Raw genomic sequence first — 24,287 nt, forward strand, 5'->3', positions numbered from 1 at the left:
GCTCCGCCCCGGGGCATCATTTTTCGGTGCGTGGGGTTATGCCGCACGCTCCGGCCGCCTGGTCAGAAAGGGGAGGCACGGCATGGACCAGACCCCGCTGCGCGACTGGGAGTCGCGCTGCATACAGGAAGAACCGCCCCGCTGCCAGGCGGCGTGCCCGCTGCACGTGGATGCGCGCGCCTTTCTGGGACATGCGGCGGAAGGCCGCTGGCGCGAGGCGCGCGGCGTGCTGGAACGTATCATGCCCCTGCCTGGCGTGCTGGCCCGGCTGTGCGAGGCCCCGTGCGAAGCGGCCTGCCTGCGCGGCGAGGTTGGCGGGGCCATTGCCGTGGGCGCGCTGGAGCGGGCCTGCGCCGCGCTGTCCGCCCCGGCGGCGGACCCGCGCCCCCTGCCGGGCCGCGGGCTGCGCGCCGCCGTGCTGGGCGGCGGACTGGCCGCGTTGACCGTGGTCTGGGACCTGGCGAAGAAGGGGCATGCGGTGACCCTGGCCGGGTGGCTGGAAGACAGCGGAGAGCATGGGGGCGAGAGCGATCCCCGGCTGGCCGCCGCTGGCCGCCTTGCCGCCATCCCCCCGGATGTGCTGCCGCCGGATGCCCTGCGCAAGGAACTGGACCGGCTGGCCGGACTCAAAGTGCGCTTTGCCGCGCCGGTCGCCCCCACGACGGCGGTGCTGGAAGAGATGCGCGCCGCGCACGGGGCGGTGTTCGTGGCGTGGAGCCCGGCTGCCGCCAGTGCGCTGCACCTGCCGGGCCGCGACCGGTGCGACGCGCTGACCCTGGCCCACCCCGACCTGCCCGGCGTATTTTGCGGCGGCTGGCCCGTGCGCGGTTCGGCAGATGCGCCGCGTTGCATCGACGAGGCGGCCGATGGCCGTCATGCCGCCACGTCCATGGACCGGCATCTTACCGGCGTGTCGCTGGCGGCGGGCCGCGAGCGGCAGGGGCCGTTCGAGACGCGGCTGTTCACCAGTCTGGAAGGCGTGGAGACGGTGGCGCCCGTGGCGCTGCCCGCGCAGCCGCTCGCAGGGGAGGGTGGAGCAGCAGGTAACGGCAACGACGAGGGCGATCCCGCGCCAGACGTCGCATACATGGCCGAAGCCGCCCGTTGCCTGCAATGCCAGTGTCTGGAATGCGTCAAGGTGTGCCCGTACCTCGAAAAGTATGGTGAATACCCCAAAAAGCACGCCCGACGCATTTACAACAACCTGTCCATCGTCAAGGGCGTGCATCAGGCCAACCGGTTCATCAACTCATGCAGCCTGTGCGGACTGTGCGGCACGGTGTGCCCCACCGGGTTCGACATGGCCCCGCTGTGCCACGAGGCGCGGCGTACCCTGGTGCATGACGGCAAGATGCCGCCCTCCACTCACGAATTCGCGTTGGACGACATGGCCTTCAGCAACGGGCCGCATGCCGCGCTGCTGCGCGCCCCGGCTGGGGCGGAGACCTGCGCGTGGCTGTTCCTGCCCGGTTGTCAGCTTGCGGCGTCCGCACCGGACAGGGTGGCGCAGGTGTGGGGCATGGTGGCCGACCGACTGCCCGGCGGCACGGGCATCGCCCTGCGCTGCTGCGGCGCGCCCGCATTGTGGGCCGGGCGCGACGACCTGGCCGCTGCCGCCGCCGAGGAACTGCGCCACGGCTGGGAAGCCATGGGCCGTCCCACGCTGGTGGTGGGGTGTCCGTCCTGCGCCACCACGTTGCGTACGCTGCTGCCCGATCTGCCCCAGACCATGCTGTGGACCGTGCTGGCGGAATACGGCGTTGACGGGCTGAAGATGCCCGCACCGGCTGCGCTGACCCTGCACGACCCCTGCGCCGCACGCGAGGACGAACCCCTGCGTGCCACGGTGCGTGGCTTGCTGACCGCGTGTGGGGTGGCGGTGCACGAGCCGGACCTGACCGGGCACCACACCGAATGTTGCGGCTACGGCGGCCTGATGGCCGAGGCCGACCCAGATTTGGCCCGCACTGTCATCCAGCGCAGGGCCGATGCCTCGGACCTGCCCTTTGTCACTTACTGCGCCATGTGCCGCGACCGGCTGGCCGAGGCGGGCAGCTCCGCCAGCCATCTGCTGGACCTGCTGCTGCCCCCCCTGCCCGGCGGCAATCCGGACCCGGCAGCGCCGGGACCGAACATCACCGCCCGGCAGGAGAACCGCGCCCGTCTGCGCGACCGCCTGCTGCGCGAGGCGTACGGCGAAATCCCGTCCGGCGCTTCGCCGGAAGTGGCGTTGCGCATCGGGCCGGACATGCGCGTGGTCATGGAGCGGCGGCGCATTCTGGATGATGACCTTCGCGGAGCAATCGCCGAAGCCGAACGTGCCGGGCGCTATTTCATCGATGCCGATACCGGTATGCGTCTGGCCTGTTTGCGCCGGGTGCGCGTTACCCATTGGGTGGGGTACGAGCCCGTGCCCGGTGGAATTGGGGGCGTAGCGGGAGGCAGGGCAGGGGGCGACGACACGCCCGCGTACGCCATCCGGCAGGCCTATGCCCACCGCATGGTGCTGCCACAGGGGCCGCCCGCCGGAGGATGGAAGGAATCGCCCCATGAACCGGCCTACCTGCCCGCGTCCGGCAACTGGACCTGCGCCTGCGGCGGCACGCCGCGCCCGCTTTCGGTGGAACTGACCTACCTTGGCAGCACCTTCAACGTGCGGTTACTGACCTGCCCGGACTGCGGGCAGGTGCTGGTGGACGAGGCCCTGGCGCTGGGCAAGATGCTGGAAGTGGAACAGTTGCTGGAGGACAAGTGACCGTGCCGTCCGCCGTCGGTGTCACCATGCCCGGGGGGCCTCCCGCGCCGAAGGTGGCCGCAGCGCCTGCGGATGATGGTGGGTCGGTCATCGGACAGTGCGGCCCGTGGGAACATCCGACCCTGCGCGGCCCGTGGGAGCATCCGATGCTGCGCGCCGTGGCCGGTCCCACGTTGCGCCCCGGTGGTGTGGCCCTGACCTGGCGCGCGCTGGAACTGGCGCGTCAATTGACGATGTTGCCTCATGACGCGCGGGTGATGGATCTGGGCTGCGGCCCCGGCGAAACCGTGGCCCTGCTGCGCGAAGGGGGCATGGCTGCGGTGGGACTGGACCTTTCCGCCAGCCTGCTGGACGAGGCGCTGGCACGGAATGGGCGCATGCCCCTGATTCGAGCCGATGCGGGGGGCGGTGACGGGGCCGGTGCGGATGCTGCCCCCGGCCTGCCGCTGCGCACCGCCACACTTGATGGCGTGTTCTGCGAATGCGTGCTCTCGGTGCTGCCGCAGCGGCAGGGCGTGCTGGCGGAACTGGCGCGGGTGCTGCGTCCCGGCGGGGTGCTGGTCTGGACCGACCTGTATGTGCGTCCGGGCCGTTCGTCTGGCGTGTGGCGTGGCGAGAACGGCTGCCCGGACAATTGCCCAGACGGCTACGCGGACGGCTACGCTGCCCGTGGTGAATCCCGGTGTTCCGGCCCGCAGCCTGGCGTACTTTCCTGCCGGGCCGGGGCCATGCCGCGCGCGGACATGGAGGCCATGCTGCGTGGTGCCGGGTTCACGGTGCTGGCGTTCGAGGATCACAGTCGTCTGCTGGCGGAACTGGCGGGCAGGCTGCTGTTCGCTGGGGCGGACCCGGCGGAATTGTTCGGGTGCGGCGGCGCTGGCGGCGGGCGACCCGGCTACGCGTTGCTGCTGGCCCGGCGCAATGGCCCGGCACGGAGCGAATCACAAGGGGACGAGGCATGAGCGACGATGCGTTCGGACGGGTGTTGGCCCTTGGTGCCTCCGGCTACTGCTGCACCCAGATCATGATTCAGTTGCTGCTGGACGTGCAAGGGCGCGATGCGCCCGACGCGGTGCGCGCCGCTGGCGGGCTGTGCCGGGGCTTCGGTCTGGCAGAGGGCACCTGCGGCATCCTGCTGGGCGGGTGCATGGCCATGGGCCTGTGCGCGGCCAAGGGGCACGATGGCGAGGACGCCCACGAGGCGCTGGAGGCCATGACCACGGACTTCGCCGAATGGTTCCGCGAGCGCACTGCCGCAAGCGGGGGCATCTCGTGCGGGGCCATTCTCGGCGATACCGGCGGTGGCCGTCCGGATTTCGGCAAGTGCCACGGCCTGCTGCTGGAGGCGCATGCCAGGATGTTCGAAGTTCTGGCGGCCTACGGCGTGGACCCCACCCAGCCGCGCGAGGGCTAGGCGACATGGCCGGGCGCGACGTCCTTTCGGCGGATTGTGGCCGCCGTGCCGATGACGCGGGTGGAGCCGGGCTCTCCGCGCATCCGCACAGCCGCGTGCTGGCGCGCACCGCCAGCGTGTGCCCGGTGTGCCTGGGCCCGGCCCCTGCCGAGCGGGTGGCCGTGGGCGACATGGTGTTGCTGGTCAAACGCTGTCCGGAACATGGCGAATTTTCCGCGCCGGTGTGGCGGGGCGAGCCTGCCTTCACCGGCTGGGTGCGCCCCAAGATTCCCACCGCCCGGCGCGGCACCGGTACGGAGCGCGCCCTGGGCTGCCCGCGCGACTGCGGGTTGTGCCCGGACCACGGGCAGCACACCTGTACCCTGCTCATCGAGGTGACGCAGCGTTGCAACCTGCGCTGCCCGGTGTGCTTCGCGTCGGCAGGGCAGGGTGGCGGACAGGCGGGCGGGCAGGGCGGGGAACAATGTGCCCGGCGGGGCGAAGGCGATGCCCGCGCATTCCGCCGCGAGGACGATCCCACCCTGGGCGAACTGGTTTCCCGGCTGGCCGTGTTGCGCCCGCGCGCGGGCGACGCCAACATTCAGCTTTCCGGCGGCGAGCCGACGTTGCGCGACGACCTGCCGCAGCTTATCGCCGCCGTGCGCGGGCTGGGCTATCCCTTCGTGCAACTGAACACCAACGGCCTGCGTCTGGCGCGCGAGACAGGCTACGCCGGGCGTCTTGCGGCCGCCGGGCTGGATTCGGTGTTCCTGCAGTTCGACGGGCCGGACGACGCGGCCACGGCCCGGCTGCGCGGCCTGCCCCTGCACGCGGACAAGGTGCGCGCGGTGGATGCCTGCGCGTCGGCGGGGCTGGGGGTGGTGCTGGTATGCACCGTGGCGCGCGGGGTCAACGACCATTGCCTGGGCGACATCGTGCGCTTCGGCTTGTCCCGCGTGCCCGTGGTGCGTGGTGCGCACTTTCAGCCGGTGAGCTTTTTCGGCCGGTACGAGGGGTTCGGCGCGCCGGGCGGCGACGGTGGAAAGGGTGGGGAATCCGCGCGCGAGGCGGCCCGCATCACCCTGCCGGAGGTCATGCGCGCCGTGCGCGACCAGACCGACGGGCTGATTCCGCTGTCCCATCTGCACCCGCCAGGGTGCGAGCATGCCCAGTGCTCGTTCAGCGGCACGTTCACGGCCCACGGGGATGGCACGTTGGAACCGGCGGGCGGGGCCTGCTGCGGGACTGGCGGAAGTGGCGGAAACGGCACGGCGGCAGGCGGCATGTTCCCGGCCCCCATCCCCGCCGCGCTGGGCGCGGAGCGGGCGCGGGCCTTCGTGCGCCGCCAGTGGAGGGCGCCCGACCCGGCGGCAGGCCCGGCAGGCCCGGACGGCGCCATGGACGCCGCGCCGCCGCGTGACGATTTCGAGCGCTTCCTGGCGCGGGCCGGGCGGCGGTTTACCGTGTCCGGCATGGCCTTTCAGGATGCCTGGACCCTGGACACCGAACGGCTGCGTGGTTGCTGCATCCACGTGGCCGCGCCCGATGGGCGCATGGTGCCGTTCTGCGCGTGGAATCTGACCTCGGTTGACGGCACGCCGCTTCACCGTAACGGCGCGCCGGGCAGCCTGGGGTCGGTTGGCGGCAGTTCGATCGGTTCTGGCGAAAGGGAGGGAGCATGACCCGGCCCGCCGCATTCCCCGCAGCGCAAGGCGGCAACGTGGCTGCCCCGTGCCCGGCGTGCGCCGCGCCCGAGGCGCATGGGCAGGACACCTTTTTGCCGGTTGCCCCGGCACGCTCCCCGCTGGACCCGTGGCTGGCCGCGCGGCTGTCCATTCCCGTTGATAACTTTTCCCCGGCCATGGTGCGCGCCCGGCAGGACGACCTGCTGCGCGAGGCGGTGCGCCGCGCCCTGGATGCGCCGTTCTACCGTGCCAGGCTGGCGGGGCTGCCCTTGCCGCAGTCGCTGGATGATCTCGCGGGCTTGCCTTTCACCACGCCCGAGGACCTGCGCGAGGGGGGGGATGCCCTGCTGCGCGTGGCCGATGACGCCGTGGCCCGCATCGTCACCCTGCCGACATCGGGAAGTACGGGGGCACCCAAGCGACTGCGCTTTTCCGATGGGGACATCGAACGCACCGTGGATTTTTTCGCCGTGGGCATGACCACCCTGTGCCGCCCCGGCGACGTGGTGGCCGTGCTCATGCCCGGCCAGCGGCCGGACAGCGTGGGCGATCTGCTGGACCGGGGCCTGCGCCGCGCGGGCATGCAGCCGGTGCTGCTGCCCCCGGCGGCCAGCGGGGTGGAGCATGCCGCCCGGCTGTCTGATACGGGGGCGCAGGTCTTCGTGGCCACGCCCACCCAGGCCCGCGCCATGGCGCAGGCCGTGTTGGCGGGCCAAGGTCTGGCAGCTCGCCCGCGCGCCTGTCTGCTGAGCGCGGAGGCCACCCCGCCGGAAACGGCGGACAAGGTGCGCACGGCCTTCGGCTGCGAGGTGTTCGACCATTGGGGCATGACCGAAACCGGCTACGGCGGCGGCGTGGAATGCGCCGCCCATCACGGCTTTCACCTGCGCGAGGCGGACATCCATGTGGAAATCGTCCACCCGCTGACCGGCGCTCCGCTGCCGGATGGCCAGACCGGCGAGGTGGTGGTGACCACCCTTGCCGCGGAAGCCATGGTGCTGCTGCGCTACCGTACGGGCGACGCGGCGGCCATGCTGCCCCCGCCGTGTCGTTGCGGCAGCCCGTTGCGGCGGCTGGGGCCGGTGCGGGGGCGCATCCGGCGCTACGGAAACCATTGGGACATCATCACCCTTGCCAAGGGGGTACGACCATGACGCAGTTCTTTGGACAACTGGCCGACGCGCTGGAGCGCGACGGTGCTGCGGTGCTTGCCACCATAGTCACGGCGGAAGGGTCCGCCCCGCGCATGGCCGGGGCGCGGCTGTTCGTGCGCGGCGACGGGCAATCCTTCGAGGGTACCGTGGGCGGGGGCATCCTGGAGGCCCGGGTGCTGGACGCCTGCCGGGCGGCCCTGAACGACGGGCTTGCCCGGCTGCTCACCTTCGATCTGTCGGCCGATGAGGCCGCCGGGTCGGACATGATCTGCGGGGGCAGGGTGCGCCTGTACGTGGAGCCGCTGCGCGACTCGTCCTGCCCGCATCTGGCCCCGCTGCTGCGCCAGGCGGACCGCCTGACCATGCAGGGGCGGCGTTGCGTGCTGGTGAATATGCTGCATCCCGACGCCGCGCCGGACTGCCGCCGCCTGCTGTTGACGGGCGAAGGGCAGGGGGCTGAGGCCAGCGGCGACCTGACGCTGGAACCGGCGGAGCTGGCCGAACTGCGCGACGCCGTGGCCACGGCCAGCGGCCCGCTGTGCGTGGAGGCGGGCGGTCTGTCCCTGCTGGCCGACCCGGTGGCCTCGCCGGGACGGGTGGTCATTGCCGGGGCCGGACACGTGGGGCGGCAGGTGGCCCTGATGGCCTCGCTGGCCGGGTTCCGGGTCACCGTGCTGGACGACCGGCCCGATTTCGCCAGGGCCGATCGGTTGCCCGGCGCGGACGAGGTGCGGTGCGTCACGCCCGGCGGCGACTGGCTGGAGGGGCTGGGGATGCACGAGGACTGCTACGTGGTCATCGTCACGCGCGGGCACCGCAATGACGGCGAGGTGCTGGCCAGCGCCCTGCGCACCCCGGCCCGCTACGTGGGCATGATCGGCAGCCGCCGCAAGCGCGATGCCGTGTACCGCAGGCTGGAAGAGGCGGGCACCCCGCGTGCGGCCATCGAGCGGGTGTATTCGCCCATCGGGCTGGACATCGGCGCGGAAACGCCGGAAGAGATAGCCGTGAGCATCGTGGCGGAACTGGTGCAGGCGCGCGCCGCCAGCCGGGTGCGTCACGCGGTGCCGCCCATGCAGGCAGTGACCGCGCTTGATGTGCCGGGCAGAGCGTGAGCTTGGACGGCGCGTAGCGCTAGTGCACCACCTGAAGCAAAAGTTAAACCTGTGGTTTCGATAGTGGCGCGCAAACCAATCGAAAAGAACGAACAGGATGGGCCGAGCATCGTCGCGCCCAGCGCCGTTTCGGCTGGCGCCACGCGCGCCGTGGGCGTGGTGCTGGCGGCCGGGGCGTCGTCGCGCATGGCCCCGGACTTCAAGCCGCTGTTGGATCTGCATGGGGCCACGGTGCTGGCCCGTTGCGTGGAGACGTTGCGGGCCGGTGGCGTGGCCGATGTGCTGGTGGTCACCGGCCACCGGGCGGAGGAGGTGGCAGCCGAAGCCGGGCGCCTTGGCGTGGCCACGGTACGCAATCCGGCGTGGCGCGAAGGGGGCATGTTTTCTTCGGTGCGCACTGGCCTTGCGGCGGTGGCCGGGCGCGTGGACGATGCCGGGGCGCTGCTGCTGCCGGTGGATGCCGCGCTGGTGCGCCCCCTGACCGTGCGTTTGCTGCTGGAGCGCGCGTCCCTTTGTCCCTGCCGGGTGCTGCTGCCGGTGTTCGACGGGCAATGGGGGCATCCGCCGCTGCTGCCTCCCGCGCTGTTATCGATCGTCCTTGCCGATAATGGCGAAGGGGGGCTGCGCGGCGCGCTGCACCGGCTGGGGCGGGAGAAGCGCGCAGAGGTCGCCGTGCCGGACCGGTTCATCCTGCGCGACATGGATACGCCGGGCGACTACCGCGCGGCCCGCGCCGACTGGCCAACCCGCGACGAGCCCACACCGCAGGAGGCGCGCGCCCTGCTGGCGGTGCGGTCCGTTCCCCCTGGCGGCATGGCCCACGCCGAGGGGGTGGCGGCCGTGGCCGTGCGCCTCGCCGACGCCCTGAATCGTGTGCGAGGTGGCGGGCTGACTGGCGGGAAGCCGGTGAACGTCCCGCGCCTTGACCGCGACCTGGTCGAGGCCGCCGCGCTGCTGCACGACATCGCCAAGGGCCAGCCCCGCCACGAGGCGGCCGGTGGCGCGCTGCTGCGCGAACTGGGGTTTTCCGGCGTGGCGGACATCGTGGCCGCCCACCGGGATAGCGCGCTTTCCGACGATCAGCCCCTGACAGAGCGGGAACTGGTCTATTTCGCGGACAAACTGGTGCGTTGCCATATGGTGGTGGACGTGGAGGCCCGCTTTGGCGAAAAGCTGGCCCAATGGCGGCACGACCCGGAGGCGGCCGTCGCCATCGAGGGGCGCTTGCAGCGTGCCCTGGCCTTGCGGGCGCGTCTGGAGGCCGAGGCGGGCCGCCCGCTGCAGGACATGCTGTTTCCGTTGTGCGTGGGCCAGCCTGCATGGGCACCGGCGCTGGACGGATCGGCGGCGCTTTCCGCGTGCCCCGCGACTGCCCCGTTACTCTTCGCCGGTCCGGGTGTGTCGGCCGTACCGGCCGTTCAGCATGTGCAGACGGAAACCTCTGCCAGTTCGGCCATCGGCCCTGCCGGGGGGCGCGGGCCAGCGAGCCGGAGCGGCGGGCGCGCATGACCCGGCTGCCGGATATCCTGCTGTTTCGCCACGCGGCCACGGACATGGGCAAAGGCCCGCGCCGGTACATCGGCCGCACCGAAGTCCCCCTGTCCGACGAGGGCCGGGCGCAGGCGGCGGCATGGCGGGCGCGCATGGCCGGTCTGGCGGTGGCGCGGGCCTACGCCTCGCCGCTGGCGCGGGCGCGGGACACGGCCCGGCTCATGCTGGGGCAGGCTGGGTGCGTGCACGGCGGCGGGCGAAACTGCGCCGTCGGCGGCAACGGTTCGCCGCGCGTGCCGGAACCGTGCGATCCCTCGGGCATTCCGCTCGCCATTCTGTCCGACCTGGCGGAAATGGACCTTGGGGAATGGGAAGGCCTCGTGCAATCCCAGGTCCGGGAAACGCAGCCCGAAGCCTACGCACGGCGCGGCCGCGAACCATGGACCTTTCGTCCGCCGGGGGGGGAATGCTGCGCGGATGTGGGCGCGCGCGGGCTGCGCGCGCTGGCCGCCATGCTGCGGGATTGCGCGGGAGAGGGCGCGGAAGGTGAGGGAGTTTGCGCGGTGCGGGGTGGGGCGTGGCCGTCACCGTGTGTGGGCACGGCCGACAGCGGCCCTTTCGTGCTGGGCGTTACCCATGCCGGGCTCATCCGCGCCGTGTTGTGCGCGCTGGGGCGCATTGGCCGGGACGAACTGTTCACCCTGCCGGTGCCCCATCTGCACTGCGTGCGGCTGCGCGCCCATGACGCGGGGTGGCGCGTGGTCTCTGCGGACTGGACTCCGTAAGGGGTAGGCGCGCGTGCGCCTAGTCCATGTCTTCCACGGAAAGGATTTCCCATCGCAGGTTGTCGTCGGAAACGCGGAACGTGGCCACGGCGCGTGCGCCGCAGGCGCGGCAGATGAGCACCCGGCGGTGCTCGCCGTTTTTCTGGCCCGCCCACGAGGTGTCGGGGGGGCCGAAGTGGCAGCGCGTGCAGCGGAACATGGGGGCTACGTTTGTCTTATGCAGGCTGAGCGTGTCTGCTTCGAAACTGGGCATGTGCAAACCTGTGCTGTTCGTTGGTCGTGTCGTCCGGAGGACGCATGGTCCCGTGCCCGTATCGGAAAGGTAGGGCGATGCCGCATGAATCGGTATGCCGTGTGCGGGCTGAACCGGAGTGTCCTGTGTGCTATCGCCTTTCCATTTTTCGGTCAAGTATCAGAGAAATTTTCATCTGCAACTTCATCATGCAGTAACGCTTTATTTTTTGCGGCACGCCATGTAACGGCGAATGTTGTGGGTTGTGAGACAGTAACGGATGGGCGCGACGTCCGCCACGGGATGGGGAAAACGGCAACCGGTGAAACGCGCGGCCACGCGACGCGGGCTATGCGTTTGCGCGCAAAGCATGTTCTGGTATGGTGCCGGTGCCCGCTGCATGCCGCCATGTGGCCGTTGCGCGGGGCATATCCCCTTCATGGACCGTGATGCCGTGCGAGCCCACATGACATCTTCCGACGCTTCATCCACCACTTCTTCGGCTGGCGGCGCAGCTTCCGCCGCTCCTCGGGCGGGCGAAACCGCGCAGCCCGACCTCGGCAGGCTGTCCATCGACAAGACCGGCTGGCAGTCGCCCCGGCGTTCGTCCCGGCGGCGCTGGCCGTGGCTGCTGCTGGCGGCGGCGCTGGTGGGCGCGGCCGTGGCCGTGCGGCTGCTGTTTCCGTCCGAGCGCGAGGTGCGGCTTGCCGTGGTGGCGCGGGTGTACCCCACCCAGTCCATGACCACGCTGGTTTCCAGCGGCTACGTCACCGCGCAGCGCAAGGCGTCGGTGGCTTCCAAGATCACCTCGCGGCTGGAATGGCTGGGGGTGGAGGAGGGCAGCCGGGTGACCGCCGGGCAGGTGCTGGCGCGGCTGGAAAGCGACGACGCGCGTGCCGCCCTGGACCGCGCCCAGGCCAACGAACGCGGCGCGCGGGCCGACATCGGCCGTGCCGACGCGGAACTGCTGGACGCCAACCGCAACCACGCCCGCATGCGCAAGCTGCTGGCGGAGAACGTGATTTCTCGGTCCGATCTGGACACGGCGGAAACCCGCGCGCTCACGGCCGCCGCCGCCGCGCGCGTGGCCCGCGAGGCGTTGGACGCCGCCGCCGCCGCCCGGCGCGAGGCCGCGACGCAACTGGAATACACCTTTATCCGCGCTCCCTTCGATGCCGTGGTGCTGACCAAGAACGCCGACGTGGGCGACATCATCACCCCCCTTGGCGCGGCGGCCAACGCCAAGGCCAGCGTGGTGACCATCGCCGACATGGGTTCGCTGCTGGTGGAGACGGACGTCAGCGAATCCAGCGTGGGCCGGGTGAAGCCCGGCGCGCCGTGCGAAATAGCGCTGGACGCCCTGCCCGACGAACGCTTTCCCGGCCGGGTGCACGTCATCGTGCCCACGGCGGACCGCAGCAAGGCATCGGTCATGGTCAAGGTGGCCTTCGACGCGCTGGACCCGCGCGTGCTGCCGGAAATGAGCGCCCGCGTGGCCTTTCTGGACCGCGCGCCCACCCCGGAAGAGCGACGCCCCCGCCCGGCCGTGCCCGCCGCCGCCGTGCGCGGGGAGGGCGAGTCCCGTTTCGTGTTCGTGGTGCGCGAGGGCGTGGCCCGGCGCGCTTCCGTGCGCACCGGCATGGCCCTTGGCGATGCGGTGGAACTGCTGTCCGGCCCGGCGGAGGGCGACCGCGTGGTGGCCGACCCGCCCGCCGACCTTGCCGACGGCGACCGCGTGCGGATGCAGCCATGACCAATGGGCGCGAAGTCTTACGGCAGGGCATCGGGCGCGCCGTTCGTCAAGGCGTGGCAATCGGCCAACCCGATAATGTTGCCGCGCCGGGGCACGCCGCCGCGCCCGGCCCTGGCGGCGCAGTGGGGCGCACCGCCACGGCCAGCCCGCCCATCCGCCTTGCGGGCGTGTCCAAGTCTTACCGGCGGGGCGCGCAGGTGGTGCCGGTGCTGACCAGCGTGAACCTGACCGTGGCCCCCGGCGAATTCCTGGCCCTCATGGGGCCGTCCGGCTCGGGCAAATCCACCCTGCTGAACCTCATCGCGGGCATCGACAGGGTGGACGCCGGGTCCATCTTCGTGGGCGAGACGGACATCACCACCCTGGACGAGGCGGACCTGGCCCGCTGGCGCAGCCGCAGCGTGGGGTTCATTTTCCAGTTCTACAACCTCATTCCGGTGCTGAACGCGCTGGAGAACGTGGAACTGCCGCTCTTGCTCACGCCCCTGTCCGGGCGCGAACGCCGCGAACGTGCGCGCACGGCGCTGTCCATGGTGGGCCTGGCCGACCGCATGGACCACTACCCCGGCCAGCTTTCCGGCGGGCAGCAGCAGCGCACCGCCATCGCCCGCGCCCTGGTGGCCGACCCCGACATCCTGGTGGCCGACGAGCCCACCGGCGACCTTGACCGCGTGTCCGCCGGGGAAATCCTGGACCTCATGGACGGGCTTAACCGCACCATGGGCAAGACCATCATCATGGTCACCCACGACCCGCGCGCGGCGGAACGGGCGGGCCGCCTGCAACTGCTGGAAAAGGGCGAACTGGCCGATGCTCACCCTTAGGTTCGTGCTGCGCAACCTGGCCCGGCACCCGCTGCGCAACGCGCTGACGGTGCTCGGCATCGCCATTTCCATCATGGCCTTCGGCCTGCTGCGCACCACGGTGGAAGCCTGGTACGCCGGGGTTTCCGCATCCGCCGCCAATCGCCTGATCACCCGCAACGCCATCTCGCTGGTGTTTCCCCTGCCCATCGCCTACGCGGGCAAGATCCGCGCGGTGGAGGGGGTGACCCACCTTTCGTGGGGCAACTGGTTCGGCGCATACTACGTGGACGAGAAGAACTTCTTCGCCAACTTCACCGTGGACATGCGCAGCTACCTGGACCTGTACCCGGAATTCGTCATCCCCGCCGACCAGAAGGCCGCGCTGCTGCGCGACCGCAAGGGCATGGCCGTGGGCGCCAAGCTGGCCCGCCGCTTTGGCTGGAAGCTGGGCGACACCGTGCCGCTCAAGGGCACCATCTACCCCGGCGACTGGAACCTGGTGGTGCGGGCCATCTACACCGGGCGCTATCCCAACACCGACGAGACGCAGGCCTTCTTCCACTGGGAATACCTGAACGAGCGGATGAAGGTGGAGCGCCCTGCCCGCGCCGACCACGTGGGCTTCTACATGATCGGCGTGGACCGGGCCGAAAACGCCGCCCGCGTGGCGGGCGACACCGACGCCCGCTTCCGCAACTCGCTGGCCGAAACCCTGACCGAGACGGAACAGGCCTTCCAGATGGGGTTCATCTCCATGAGCGAGGCCATCATCGTGGCCATCCGGCTGGTGTCGGGCATCGTCATCGTGATCATCATGGCGGTGGCGGCCAACACCATGGCCATGTCCGCGCGCGAACGCATGGGCGAATTCGCCACCCTGAAGGCGCTCGGCTTCGGCGGCGGGTACATCGCCCTGCTGGTGACGGGCGAGGCACTGGCCCTGTCGTTGCTGGGCGGGCTGGCCGGGTGCGCGCTTTCGGTGCCGGTCACGGGCGTCATCTCTCGGGTGCTGGGCGACTACTTTCCGGTGTTCCTGCTGTCCGGCGAAACGCTGGCCCTGCAAGGCGGGGCGGCGGCGCTGGTGGGGCTGGTGGCGGGCGTCGTGCCCGCGCTGCGGGCGCGGCAGGTGCGCATCGCCGACGTGCTGGGAAGATAGGGAAACGGCATGGCCTCGCTCTTTTCCTACAGCCTGCGCAACATGCTGGCGCGCCGCCTGACCACGGCCCTGACCGTGGGGGGCATGGCACTGGTGGTGTTCGTGTTCGCGGCCATGCTCATGCTGTCCGAGGGGCTGCGCACCACGCTGGTGCTTACCGGTTCGCCCGACAACGCCGTGCTGCTGCGGCAGGGGGCCAAGTCCGAGATGGAAAGCGCCGTGGACCGCGACCAGGCCCCGCTGGTGGAAAGCCTGCCCCAGGTGGCCCGCGCCGCCGATGGCGGGCCGCTGGCCGCGCGCGAACTGGTGGTGCTGATCACCCTGAACAAGCGCGGCACCACCAAGCCGTCCAACGTGGTCATCCGGGGCATCGGCACCCATTCGCTGGAGCTGCGTCCGCAGGTGAAGCTGAAGGAAGGCCGCATGCCCCGCTTCGGCACCTCCGAAATCATCGCCGGAGAAAGCATCGCCCGGCGGTTCAGCGGCACGGGCATCGGCGAAAGCCTGCGCTTCGCCATGCGCGACTGGACCGTGGTCGGCGTCTTCGAGGCCGGGGCTACGGGCTTCAGTTCAGAGGTGTGGGGCGACGTGGACCAGTTGATGGCCGCCTTTCGGCGCAGTTCCTACTCGGTGGTGGTGGCCCGCATGCAGGAGCGGGACGGGCTGGCGGGGCTTGATGGGCTGCGCGCGGGCCTTGCGGCGGACCCGCGCCTGCAACTGGAGGGCAAGCGCGAAACCCGGTTCTACGAGGAACAGTCGGAAATGATGGCCAAGTTCCTGGGGGTGCTGGGCACCATGCTGCCCGCCATATTTTCACTGGGGGCCATCATCGGGGCCATGATCACCATGCACGCCGCCGTGGCCAACCGGGTGCGCGAGATAGGCACCCTGCGGGCCATCGGGTTTCAGCGGCGGGACATCCTGCGCGCGTTTCTCGTGGAGTCGCTGCTGCTGGGCGGCAGCGGCGGGGCCATCGGGCTGCTGCTGGCTTCTACCCTGCAATTCGTGACCATCTCCACCATGAATTTTCAGACCTTCTCGGAGCTGGCGTTCAGCTTCACCCTCAGTCCGCGCATCGCCCTCTGGTCGTTGATGTTCGGCACGTTCATGGGCTGCCTGGGGGGCATTCTGCCCGCCATCAAGGCTGCGCGGCTGGTTATCGTGGACGCGCTGCGCGCGGCCTGATGTTAGAGTCGCGCTGCGCGCGGCCTGATGGTTGAGTCGCGCTGCGCGGCGTGACACCGTAATAGCATCCTGTTTTGGTAGGGCTTGTTGTCGCTACCGAATCGTGACTGTGTTATTTCAGCTGATTACAGCAGGGGGCAGGGCAACGCCCCAGTCAGGGCAAAAGCCCTTGCAAAGGGATGGCTCCGCAGCATGCAAGAGCGCCGGAATGAAGGATTCCGGCGCTCTGGTTTTTTATCATGCTGAAAAATAGCAACATATTTTTTGAAGAAATTTTTGGAAGTCCCGTTGACAATATCCCACCAGCTAGGTAGGAAATAACCCATACCAGCACGGTAGGAATTAACGGAACACGCGGACTGCCACCCGCACCTCCGTGCCGGTGACTGAAGGTCTACGCTGGATCACCCCGGTCAGCACGCGGAACCATGCCCCCGCGGCCGCCCGGATACCGGAACAAGGCGATGAGGTTTCCCAAGCTGGCCCGGCGGTGCACCCGCCACGGTCCCCGCAGCCGGATGGCGCTGGCAGCGGGGACCAGACGGAAGCACCGGGGCAGGATTTCCCAACCTTTCAGTACACAGGGGCAAGCCAATGCAAGTGCAGGAGATGTTCGCGATGGCTGAGGCGGGCGACGCAAGCGCCCAGTTCAATCTTGGCATGTTGTACTACGAAGGCAACGGCGTTGCGCAGGATTTCGGCAAGGCCGCCCAGTGGCTGGGCCGCGCGGCCAAGGCCGAGCATCACGAGGCCCTCAACTTCTACGGCGTGCTGCACGCCACCGGCAAGGGCGTGGCGCAGGATTTCGGCAAGGCGCTGGAACTGTTCCGCAAGGCCGACAAGTGCGGCTACAATTGCGAACCGGTGTACGACGATCTGCCCACCGACTTCCGCGACAAGCAGTACGGCATGGAACTGGTGGCCGCCAAGCGCGACTTCGTGCGCAAGGCGCGCCTGCTGGCCGCCGAGGCCCGCTGCAACGTGGGGCTTGCCTACCACGGCGAAGCCACCGATGCCACCTCGCGCAAGGTGGCGCGCGAACTGTTCCTCAGCGCCGCCACCCTGGGCAACGGCAAGGCCATGCACCTGCTCGGCACCATGTGTCGTGACGGCGCGGGCGTGCCTGCCAGCGACGTACGCGCCTACATGTGGTTCGACCTGGCCGTGGCGGCGGGCTTTGCCAAGGCCGGGGAAGCCCGGCGCGAACTCATCGACAGGATGAAGGACAAGGACGTGACGCGGGCCGAGAAGCTCGCGGCGCGTTGGCTGCGTTGTTTCCCGCTGCCGGAGGGTGCGGCCCAGTAACCGGCGGCTGGCGGCGCGGCGGGTTCCTTCACGCCTGCCGCGCCGCCGCGCACAGGCCGCGCGCGGCGGTTCCCTCCTCCTTGTGCCGCACAACGGCCGATGCACGCGACGCACGGGGCTCCCTGCCGAAAGGCAGGGGGCCCCGCATCGTTTGCGCGCGGTCATGTTCTGTCGCAGGCAGCCCCGCTGCCGCCGCGCAGGATTCCGGGGCGGGCCGTGCGGCAAATTCCTACTTGCTGCGTATGAATTTGACCAATTTAGTCCGAATTGCGCAGGTGAACCGGGATCGAGGTGCAGCGGAGCTAGCGATTCGGTGAAGAGCGGCGAGCCGGAGGAGGATGGCTCACCTGCGCGGGTAGGGGCGGGCGGAGCGGATGCGGCAGTCCGGGGGCGGTCTGCGCTGTACGCGGGAGCGGCCCACGGAGACGGCAATGCTAGGCGTGGGCGGGAACGGCCTTGCGGATGGCGTCCAGCAGGGCGGTGGGCATCACCGGCTTCTGGTGGGTGGGCACACGGCGGGCCAGGCGCGCGGGGCGGGGGCCCACGCCGCTGACTACCACCACGGGGGTTTCGCGCAGGGCGGGGCTACGGCGCAGCCGGGCATAGAACACCGTGCCGCCGGGGCTCGGCAGGTCCATTTCCAGGGTGATCACGTCGGGACGGAAGCTGGCGGCGGCCTCGAGAGCCTCGGGCGTGGAGGCGGCGGTGCGCACGGCGTGTCCTTCCGCCGTCAGCAGCCCGGCAAGGCGTTCTCGCTCGGCGGGGTCGTTGTCGACGACGAGCACGCGGCGGTGGGCGGCACTCATGTTGGTCGCGGACATTGATAACTCCTTCACAAGATGAGGGTAAAAAGGACCCGCCGGGCCTGGGTGGGCGACGGCGGGTCCGTTCGATGTCGCTAGTCGTTCTTGGCCGGGACGTGCGCGGCGCAGCCGCAGGCGCAGCAGCCGTCGCCCTTCAGCGCGCCGAGAGCCTTCAGCACTTCCATGGCAACGCCAAGGCCTTCCTTGGCTTCCTTGGAACCGAGGGCGCCGACCATGCCGAACATGCCCACGGGCTTGGCCTGCGACAGGTCCAGCTTGGCCAGCATGTCCACCGCGCGGGCCAGGAAGGCCTGCACGTTGGGATCGGCCAGCTTTTGCAGCAGCACGGTCATGAAGGCGAGCGCGTCGCCCATCTTCTCGATGCCTTCGGGGGTGTTGGCGTCCAGCACCTTGCCGCCCGCGCCCTTCAGGGCCGCCAGCTTGGCGAACACGCCTTCCTGCTCCCACTTGCCCAGCCCTTCGATGATGTGGGGCCAGGTGGGGGCCACCGCCGGGTGCATGGTGCGCCACAGGTCGATGAGGTTTTCCAGCTGGTCAAGGCAGTAGTTGAGGTTGGGGACGCCGCGCAGGCCGCGACGCAGCAGCTCGAAGATGTCGTCGAGATGCACGTGGCCGTGCACGTCCTGCAATTCTTCCACCATAAGGCGGAAGGCATGGTTGCCGATGGGCGTCACTTCCTCGATGAAGTATTTGGTGCCCATCGCGCGCTCGTGCAGGAAGGCGATCCGCTCTTCCATGGCCTCGAGGCGCTGGAGAATGAGTTCTTCATTGGTCATTGGTGCCTCCGGCTTACTTCTTCCGCATCAGGGAAGTGTCCTTGCCGTGCAGGTACATGTTCGGCTCGAACGGCAACTCGTGACCCTTCAGCATCAGGCTGTAGTACACCCACTTGAACATCAGCTTGCCCCAGTAGTTGATGTGGCTTTCGGCCAGCAGCGCGCAGGGGCCAACGCCGGGGAAGGGGAACATGCCGGGCAGCGGTTCCACGTCGTAGCTGAAGTCGATGAGCGAGGCCTTTTCGTAGCCGGTCACGATGAAGCAGGTGGAGTGACCGTCGAAGTGGTGGTAGTGCTCGCTGCCGTCGATGTCGGACATCAGGTTTTCGGCGATGATGTCGGCCTCGTAGTGGGCCACGGAGCCGGCCTTGGAGGTCGGCACGTTGGTGGTGTCGCCGATGACGTACATGTTGGGATACTTCTTGGACTTCAGGGTGCCCTTGTCGGTGTCCATGAAGCCCATGGGGTCGGCGATGTCCGAATCGATCAGGAACTGCTGGCCCATGTTCGGGGGAATGGTGACGAGCAGGTCGTAGTTGATCTCGTCGCCGGTGACGGAGGCGATGGTCTTGTTGCCCGCGTCAACGCTGTCCACCACGAAGTTGGGGGTGACCTTGATGTTCTTCCTGTCGCACAGTTCGCCCAGGATCTTGGCGGCCACGGGCTTCGTGAACGCGCCGGTCAGCGGGGTGACCAGTTCGATTTCGATGTTGTCGCGCACGCCCATCTTGGTGAAGTACCAGTCGGCCAGGTAGATGAACTCCAGCGGCGCGACGGGGCACTTGATGGGGGTTTCGCAGATGTGGTGGACGAGGCGGCCCTTCTTGAAGTTCTTCAGCTTGGGCAGCAGGGCGGCGGCGCCGTCGGGGGTGTAGAAGTCGTGGATGTTGCCGCGCCAGTCGTCCAGCAGGCCTTCCACTTCGTCGGGGGCGATGCGGCAGCCGGTGGCGATGACCACCCAGTCGTAGCTGTACTTGCCACCTTCACAGGTGACCACCTTCGCTTCCGGATCCACGTTGGTGATGGTATCCTTCACGAAGTTGACGCCGCGGGGGATGAAGTCCTTCTTGGGCTTCTCGCAACCCTTGGGGGTGTCGATGCCGAAGGGTATGAACAGCCAGCCGGGCTGATAATGGTGGGTGAGGTCGCGGTCGATGACCGTGATCTCCCATTCACGCTCGCTGAGCTTTTTCCTCATTTTGGTGGCGAGCATGGTGCCGCCGGCACCTGCGCCAAGAATGAGCAGTTTCTTCATGCCAGGTTTCTCCTTCACTTATTGGCTTTGATGAGAGCAGGTTCGGGTATTGCAGTCCCGCAGGGCACGGGGTGTTCTGCCGTATCGTGGCGTGTTCAGCGGCTTGTTGCCGTTCAGCCTGGTGGAGGGCGCCGGGCGGGCGTCCTTGTCGGCGTCGGTAGCCATGTGGGCGCAGTCGTCGGGGCGTTCCGCGCCGTGCATGATGTCGGTAAGGGTGAACTGGTCCAAGGTTTCTTCCAGGGCCTTGGCGGCGCTGGTCCATGCCGCCTTGCAGCGGCAGGGGGCGTCGTCGCAGTCCGCGCCCACGCAGCAGTTGGGGGGCTGCACCCCGCCTTCCACCACGCGCAGCACGTCGCCAAGGGTGACGTCGTCGGGGTTCATGGTCAGCACGTGGCCGCCAGCCGCGCCGCGCACGCTGCGCACCATGCCTGCCGTGCGCAGTTGGCGGATGATCTTTTCGATGAACTTGACGGAAATGCCGGTGTGCTCGGCCAGCTCCGACGCGGAAAGGGGCCCGTCATGCGGGCCGTGCAGGGCAAGGTTGACCAGCAGCCGGGATGCGTAATGCACCGTGGAGGAAATTCTCATGCCGTTCTCCAGTGCCTGTGCGGGGCGGCGTTGGCGGAGCGCCGGTTCGCGGTATGACTGTTGACCGGGTGATTCCGGTATGACGCGTATGTATATTGATGCAATTTTGTTCGCGTTAATCTGAATCTCTACGAATCAGATTAATTTCGTATGAATTAAACCCATCCGAATTTAGGTGTCAAGCACCCCCTTGAAAATGGGGTATTTTTCAAAATTCTGAATTTATTGTGATATTTTGTTATTGTGAAAAAAATCTTGTTTTGGCCGCAAGGCGCAAGCGATGCGAGGAGCACCTGTGGTGCGCTGCGTGCGCACCTTCGGCAAGGGCTTTTGGGAGGGCTAGACGGCAGAGCGGGTAGTGCTGCGACCGTTCGCAGGCTGTGGCTTTCGGCTGTGCCCATCAGCGCGGCATGGGCCCTGAACCGTATTGCTCCCGAATGCTGTACGATGCATGCTTTTGAGTGAGTACATGCATCATTTCGGGGGAGCTGCGGTTTTGCCAGTCCGCGAGAGTGGCGCTGCACGATGGCAAAAGGGATTGTTTTTATTTACCCATTTGCCTGAATTTGGTGGTTAATGATTACTAACATGTTGGCGTTCCAGCGATTTTTTCCGCGTGGAGTGAAAGCGAATTTTTTTAATTCCTATTGACAAAGGAGGATATTTTCTGTAAGAAGTTTCCTATACTTATGTAATAGCTCACTCATTTTCGCCGTGCCGTGGGGCGCGGCGTCGAGTGACCGGCGCGGGACCCATACAATGAAGCTTGCAGCAAAGACCCGATACGCGGCGCGCATCCTTCTTGCTCTGGCCATGCACGGCGAAGACGCCCCCATGACCACCACGGCGCTGTCCCAACACACCGGCGTGACGGTCCAGTTCATCGAGCAGATACTCAAGACGCTGAAGCGCGGCGGACTGACGCGCAGTTCCCGGGGTGCCTCGGGTGGGCACATGCTGGCCCGCACGCCCGAGGACATCACCCTTGGCGAAATCGTGCGCCTGATGGAAGGCGGCATCCAGCTCACCGTGTGCTGTTCGGGCGATGCCAACGCCTGCGCGCGCCGGGCCTCGTGCCTGACCAGGTCCGCCTGGGTGCGGGCGTCGCAGGCCCTGGAACGCTCGCTGGAAGAGACCACCCTGGCCACCCTCATGGAGGGCGAGCAGCCGCTGTCCCCCCATGACGAAGCGGTCTGTCGCACGGCGGACGGCGACACGGCCGGGGCCAGGCGTTCCGCGGCCCGTCGACCCGCCAGGGCGACGAACCCGGCTGAACTGTACTGACCTCAGCCCGCGCATTCCTGCCGGACCGGCTCCATGCTCCCGCATTCGGGGGCGCTGCGCCTTGGTTGCGCACTCTCGTGCAGTTGTCCCGCCTTGAGCCGGAGCAACACCGCGACGCACCACCGCCGGATTTCTTCCGGCGGTTTCTTTTTCTCTTCCGGGTGGCCGCGTTGCCGCCATGGCGCGCGGCCTGCTTCCCCCCGTCCCGCGCATGTTTCCGGGCGTGGCAACCTGCCATCGGTCGCCAGGTTTCGTCCGCATGCGGACCGGTGCTTGCGGGGTTGGGCGCGCCGGTGCATGACCGTGGCGTCAGAGCTATCCCGGCGTGGTTTTTGCAAGATTCCGTGACGCCATGCACCCGCCCAGGCACAATCTGCCGGAATCCTGCGGTGACATGGTTGTGCTGTGTCTTGAAAATCACTGTGAATACGAATTGTTAAATGCGCTCCTTGCGCATGGGCACGCGGTTTGCCGCACTCCGTGAAATGCGATAGGGGTGAGGCCCGGCGCGCCCTGGCGCACGCCGGTTCAAATTCTCGACGGGCAAGGGGTTTCCGGATGCTCAAGAATTGCAGTCTGTTCATGAAGCTCAGTCTGGGATTCGGCTCGCTGCTGCTGATCGTGGTGGTGGTGGTCGCGTTTTCGTGGCGTCAGCAGCGACACCTGTTGCGCCAGTCCGAGATCACCAGCAATGCACAGGCGCTGGTGGCGGGCATGGAGCATTCGCGCGTGGAGGTACTGTACTACCTGCTCAACCGGGGGCGGGAGCATGTGCGCGCCTTCGAGTCGCAGCACGGCAAGGACGTCGAGGGCATTGCCGCGCTGCGCGAGCGTCTTGCGGCGGACGGAGTGCGCGGCGGCGGCATCGACATGCTGGGCCCCATGCACGCCGACTACCGGCGCAAATTCCTGGAACTGGACGGTGCGCTGACCCACCGCGAGCAGACCATCAGGAACGCCGTCCAGGCCGCCAATGCCCTGCAGGAAGGGGTGGAACGGCTGCACGCCGCGCGCCTGAACATGATCGTCCAGGCCAACCCCGCCCTTGCGCCCCGGCGCGACGAACTGCAAACCCTGATGGGGCTGGAGACGGAGTTCCTGCAGTCGCGCGTGGACGTGCTCTATTATCTGTGGCGGGGCGATGCCGATGCCCTGGCGCGCGCCCGCATGCGCCTGGACAAGGCCATCGCCGCATCGGCCGGGCTTTCGGCCAGCGAGGGGCCGGGCGAAAGCTGGAAGTTGGCCTCGTCCGTGCTGACCAGCGCGCGGGCCTACCGCGAGCAGGTGGAGGAACTGGTCAAGGACGAGACCGAGCGCGACGGCAGGTTGTCCGGTATGGCCAGCGTGGCCGAGGGTGTGCGCAACACCGTCATCGCGGTGAAGGACGCCCAGCAGGACCGCATGGAAGACGAGGTGCGACGCGCGTCCATGATCTCGCTGGCCGTGGCTGGCGGGGCGTTGGTGCTGGGGCTGCTGTTCGCCATCCTCATCGGCAAGTCGGTGCGCGGGGGCATTGCCCGCGCGGCAGCCGTGGCCGAGGCCGTGGCCCTGGGCGAGACCTCGCTCGAGGTGGAGGTGCAGGGCACCGACGAGGTGGGCAGGCTGCTGCAGGCCATGCAGGAGATGCTGTTGGCCGAGCGCCGCGTGGTGGAGACGGCCCGCGAACTGGCCCGGGGCAACGTGGACATAGAGGTGGTCATGCGCGGCCCGCGCGACGAGTTGATGCGCGCCCTTGGCGAGATGGTTGCCGTGGAGCGCTCCATTTCGCGCAACGCCTCCACCCTGGCCACCGGCGACTTGCGCGTATCGCTGGAGCCGCGCGGCGACAACGACCGCCTGCTGACCTCGTTGGGCAACATGGTGCGCCGCCTGTCCGACGTGGTGCGCGACGTGCAGGTGGGCGCGGAGAACGTGGCGGCGGGCAGCGAGGAACTGAGCGCCACGGCAGAGGCCCTGTCGCAGGGGGCCACCGAGCAGGCGGCATCGGTCGAGCAGTGCTCCGCCTCCATGGAAGAGATGGTGGCGCGCATCGCCCAGAACGCCGACAACGCTCGCACCACCGAATCCATCGCCGTGCGCGCGGCCGACGACGCCCGCGAATCGGGCGAGGCGGTGTCCGCCACGCTGAAGGCCATGCGCGAGATCGCCAGCAAGATTTCCATCATAGAAGAGATCGCCCGGCAGACCGACCTGCTGGCCCTGAACGCCGCCATCGAGGCGGCCCGCGCGGGCGAGCAGGGGCGCGGCTTCGCCGTGGTGGCCTCTGAAGTGCGCAAGCTGGCCGAACGCAGCCAGGCGGCCGCCGCCGAGATCACCCGCCTTTCCGGCGCCAGCCTGGAGGTGTCCGAACGGGCCGGGGGCCTGCTGGGCAAGCTGGTGCCGGACATCGAGCGCACGGCGGAACTGGTGCAGGAAATCGCCGCCGCCAGCATCGAGCAGCGCGAGGGCGCGAGCCAGGTCAACGAGGCACTGCACATGTTGGATCAGGTCATTCAGCAGAACGCGGCGGCCTCCGAAGAGGTGGCGTCCACGTCCGAAGAGCTTTCCGCCCAGGCGGCGCATCTGCAACGCACGGTGTCGTTCTTCCGCCTTGGCGCGGACATGGCCCCCAAGATGCAACGCATGGCCGGGCCGCAGTCGCCCGCCGTGGCGGCGCTGTCGGAGAGCGATCCGCACAAGGTGCGCATCGACCTGACGGATGATGCGGATGACCAGGATTTCGAGCGTTTCTAGCGGAACGTGTTC

At 68.7% G+C, this 24,287-nt stretch carries 20 protein-coding genes; 15 read left to right on the plus strand and 5 right to left on the minus strand.

Translation table 11 applies throughout. From position 1 onward, the window contains the following. The first annotated feature begins 82 nt into the window (after positions 1 to 82). From RVX_RS06820 to RVX_RS06855, 8 genes are all read left to right on the plus strand, one after another. Positions 83 to 2,755, plus strand: a complete 2,673-nt coding sequence (locus tag RVX_RS06820) for a pyridine nucleotide-disulfide oxidoreductase/dicluster-binding protein (RefSeq protein ID WP_116305262.1) — start codon at positions 83 to 85, stop codon at positions 2,753 to 2,755. Between the two features lie 2 nt (positions 2,756 to 2,757). Further along, positions 2,758 to 3,717: a DVU_1556 family methyltransferase gene (gene trsM, locus RVX_RS06825; protein ID WP_420192424.1), complete on the plus strand. Its 960-nt coding sequence runs from the start codon at positions 2,758 to 2,760 to the stop codon at positions 3,715 to 3,717. Then, entirely contained in the window at positions 3,714 to 4,169 is a 456-nt protein-coding gene (locus RVX_RS06830) for a DVU_1555 family C-GCAxxG-C-C protein (protein WP_116305264.1), read from the plus strand. Before trsM ends, RVX_RS06830 begins: the two co-directional genes overlap by 4 nt. A gap of 5 nt (positions 4,170 to 4,174) precedes the next feature. Further along, a complete protein-coding gene (locus RVX_RS06835) occupies positions 4,175 to 5,830 on the plus strand; it encodes a radical SAM protein (RefSeq protein ID WP_116305265.1) in 1,656 nt (551 codons plus the stop codon). Then, positions 5,827 to 6,987, plus strand: coding sequence for a DVU_1553 family AMP-dependent CoA ligase (locus RVX_RS06840; protein ID WP_116305266.1), 1,161 nt, complete (start codon positions 5,827 to 5,829; stop codon positions 6,985 to 6,987). Before RVX_RS06835 ends, RVX_RS06840 begins: the two co-directional genes overlap by 4 nt. After that, entirely contained in the window at positions 6,984 to 8,102 is a 1,119-nt protein-coding gene (locus RVX_RS06845; RefSeq protein ID WP_116305267.1) for an XdhC family aldehyde oxidoreductase maturation factor, read from the plus strand. Before RVX_RS06840 ends, RVX_RS06845 begins: the two co-directional genes overlap by 4 nt. Positions 8,103 to 8,165: 63 nt before the next feature. Beyond that, positions 8,166 to 9,611, plus strand: a complete 1,446-nt coding sequence (locus RVX_RS06850) for a DVU_1551 family NTP transferase (RefSeq protein ID WP_230404448.1) — start codon at positions 8,166 to 8,168, stop codon at positions 9,609 to 9,611. Beyond that, positions 9,608 to 10,378, plus strand: coding sequence for a histidine phosphatase family protein (locus tag RVX_RS06855; RefSeq protein ID WP_172596537.1), 771 nt, complete (start codon positions 9,608 to 9,610; stop codon positions 10,376 to 10,378). Before RVX_RS06850 ends, RVX_RS06855 begins: the two co-directional genes overlap by 4 nt. A 19-nt stretch (positions 10,379 to 10,397) precedes the next feature. Here RVX_RS06855 and RVX_RS06860 read toward each other — a convergent pair whose 3' ends face one another. After that, complete coding sequence (locus RVX_RS06860; RefSeq protein ID WP_230404449.1) at positions 10,398 to 10,577, minus strand: hypothetical protein; 180 nt, start codon at positions 10,575 to 10,577, stop codon at positions 10,398 to 10,400. 499 nt (positions 10,578 to 11,076) lie between these two features. On the opposite strand from RVX_RS06860, the gene RVX_RS06865 reads away from it, so the two are divergent. The 5 genes from RVX_RS06865 (at position 11,077) to RVX_RS06885 (ending at position 16,815) form a co-directional block, all read left to right on the plus strand. After that, the gene (locus tag RVX_RS06865; protein ID WP_116305270.1) at positions 11,077 to 12,363 is read left to right on the plus strand and encodes an efflux RND transporter periplasmic adaptor subunit; all 1,287 of its coding nucleotides are present in this window, start codon (positions 11,077 to 11,079) and stop codon (positions 12,361 to 12,363) included. Next, positions 12,360 to 13,187 (plus strand): ABC transporter ATP-binding protein, encoded by an 828-nt coding sequence (locus RVX_RS06870; protein ID WP_230404450.1) that lies wholly within the window; start codon positions 12,360 to 12,362, stop codon positions 13,185 to 13,187. The genes RVX_RS06865 and RVX_RS06870 overlap by 4 nt, the downstream gene beginning before the upstream one ends. Further along, positions 13,174 to 14,325 carry an ABC transporter permease gene (locus RVX_RS06875; protein WP_116305272.1) on the plus strand — a complete coding sequence of 384 codons (1,152 nt, stop codon included), beginning with the start codon at positions 13,174 to 13,176 and terminating at the stop codon, positions 14,323 to 14,325. The genes RVX_RS06870 and RVX_RS06875 overlap by 14 nt, the downstream gene beginning before the upstream one ends. Positions 14,326 to 14,334: 9 nt before the next feature. Further along, a complete protein-coding gene (locus RVX_RS06880; RefSeq protein ID WP_116305273.1) occupies positions 14,335 to 15,510 on the plus strand; it encodes an ABC transporter permease in 1,176 nt (391 codons plus the stop codon). A gap of 618 nt (positions 15,511 to 16,128) precedes the next feature. Beyond that, positions 16,129 to 16,815 (plus strand): tetratricopeptide repeat protein, encoded by a 687-nt coding sequence (locus tag RVX_RS06885; RefSeq protein ID WP_116305274.1) that lies wholly within the window; start codon positions 16,129 to 16,131, stop codon positions 16,813 to 16,815. Positions 16,816 to 17,249: 434 nt separating this feature from the next. Here RVX_RS06885 and RVX_RS06890 read toward each other — a convergent pair whose 3' ends face one another. The 4 genes from RVX_RS06890 to RVX_RS06905 form a co-directional block, all read right to left on the minus strand. Further along, on the minus strand, positions 17,250 to 17,636 hold the full coding sequence (locus RVX_RS06890) for a response regulator (protein ID WP_116305275.1): 387 nt from the start codon (positions 17,634 to 17,636) through the stop codon (positions 17,250 to 17,252). Between the two features lie 77 nt (positions 17,637 to 17,713). Continuing rightward, complete coding sequence (locus tag RVX_RS06895) at positions 17,714 to 18,415, minus strand: DUF1641 domain-containing protein (protein WP_116305276.1); 702 nt, start codon at positions 18,413 to 18,415, stop codon at positions 17,714 to 17,716. 13 nt (positions 18,416 to 18,428) lie between these two features. Beyond that, the gene (locus tag RVX_RS06900) at positions 18,429 to 19,670 is read right to left on the minus strand and encodes an NAD(P)/FAD-dependent oxidoreductase (protein ID WP_007522476.1); all 1,242 of its coding nucleotides are present in this window, start codon (positions 19,668 to 19,670) and stop codon (positions 18,429 to 18,431) included. Positions 19,671 to 19,688: 18 nt separating this feature from the next. After that, the gene (locus tag RVX_RS06905; RefSeq protein WP_420192430.1) at positions 19,689 to 20,384 is read right to left on the minus strand and encodes an RrF2 family transcriptional regulator; all 696 of its coding nucleotides are present in this window, start codon (positions 20,382 to 20,384) and stop codon (positions 19,689 to 19,691) included. Positions 20,385 to 21,017: 633 nt separating this feature from the next. On the opposite strand from RVX_RS06905, the gene RVX_RS06910 reads away from it, so the two are divergent. Continuing rightward, positions 21,018 to 21,542 (plus strand): RrF2 family transcriptional regulator, encoded by a 525-nt coding sequence (locus RVX_RS06910; protein ID WP_116305278.1) that lies wholly within the window; start codon positions 21,018 to 21,020, stop codon positions 21,540 to 21,542. A gap of 582 nt (positions 21,543 to 22,124) precedes the next feature. Continuing rightward, positions 22,125 to 24,275 (plus strand): methyl-accepting chemotaxis protein, encoded by a 2,151-nt coding sequence (locus RVX_RS06915; protein WP_116306428.1) that lies wholly within the window; start codon positions 22,125 to 22,127, stop codon positions 24,273 to 24,275. The last annotated feature ends 12 nt before the right edge of the window (positions 24,276 to 24,287 follow it).

The sequence above is a fragment of the Nitratidesulfovibrio sp. HK-II genome (assembly GCF_003402415.2).
Classification (GTDB): domain Bacteria; phylum Desulfobacterota; class Desulfovibrionia; order Desulfovibrionales; family Desulfovibrionaceae; genus Cupidesulfovibrio.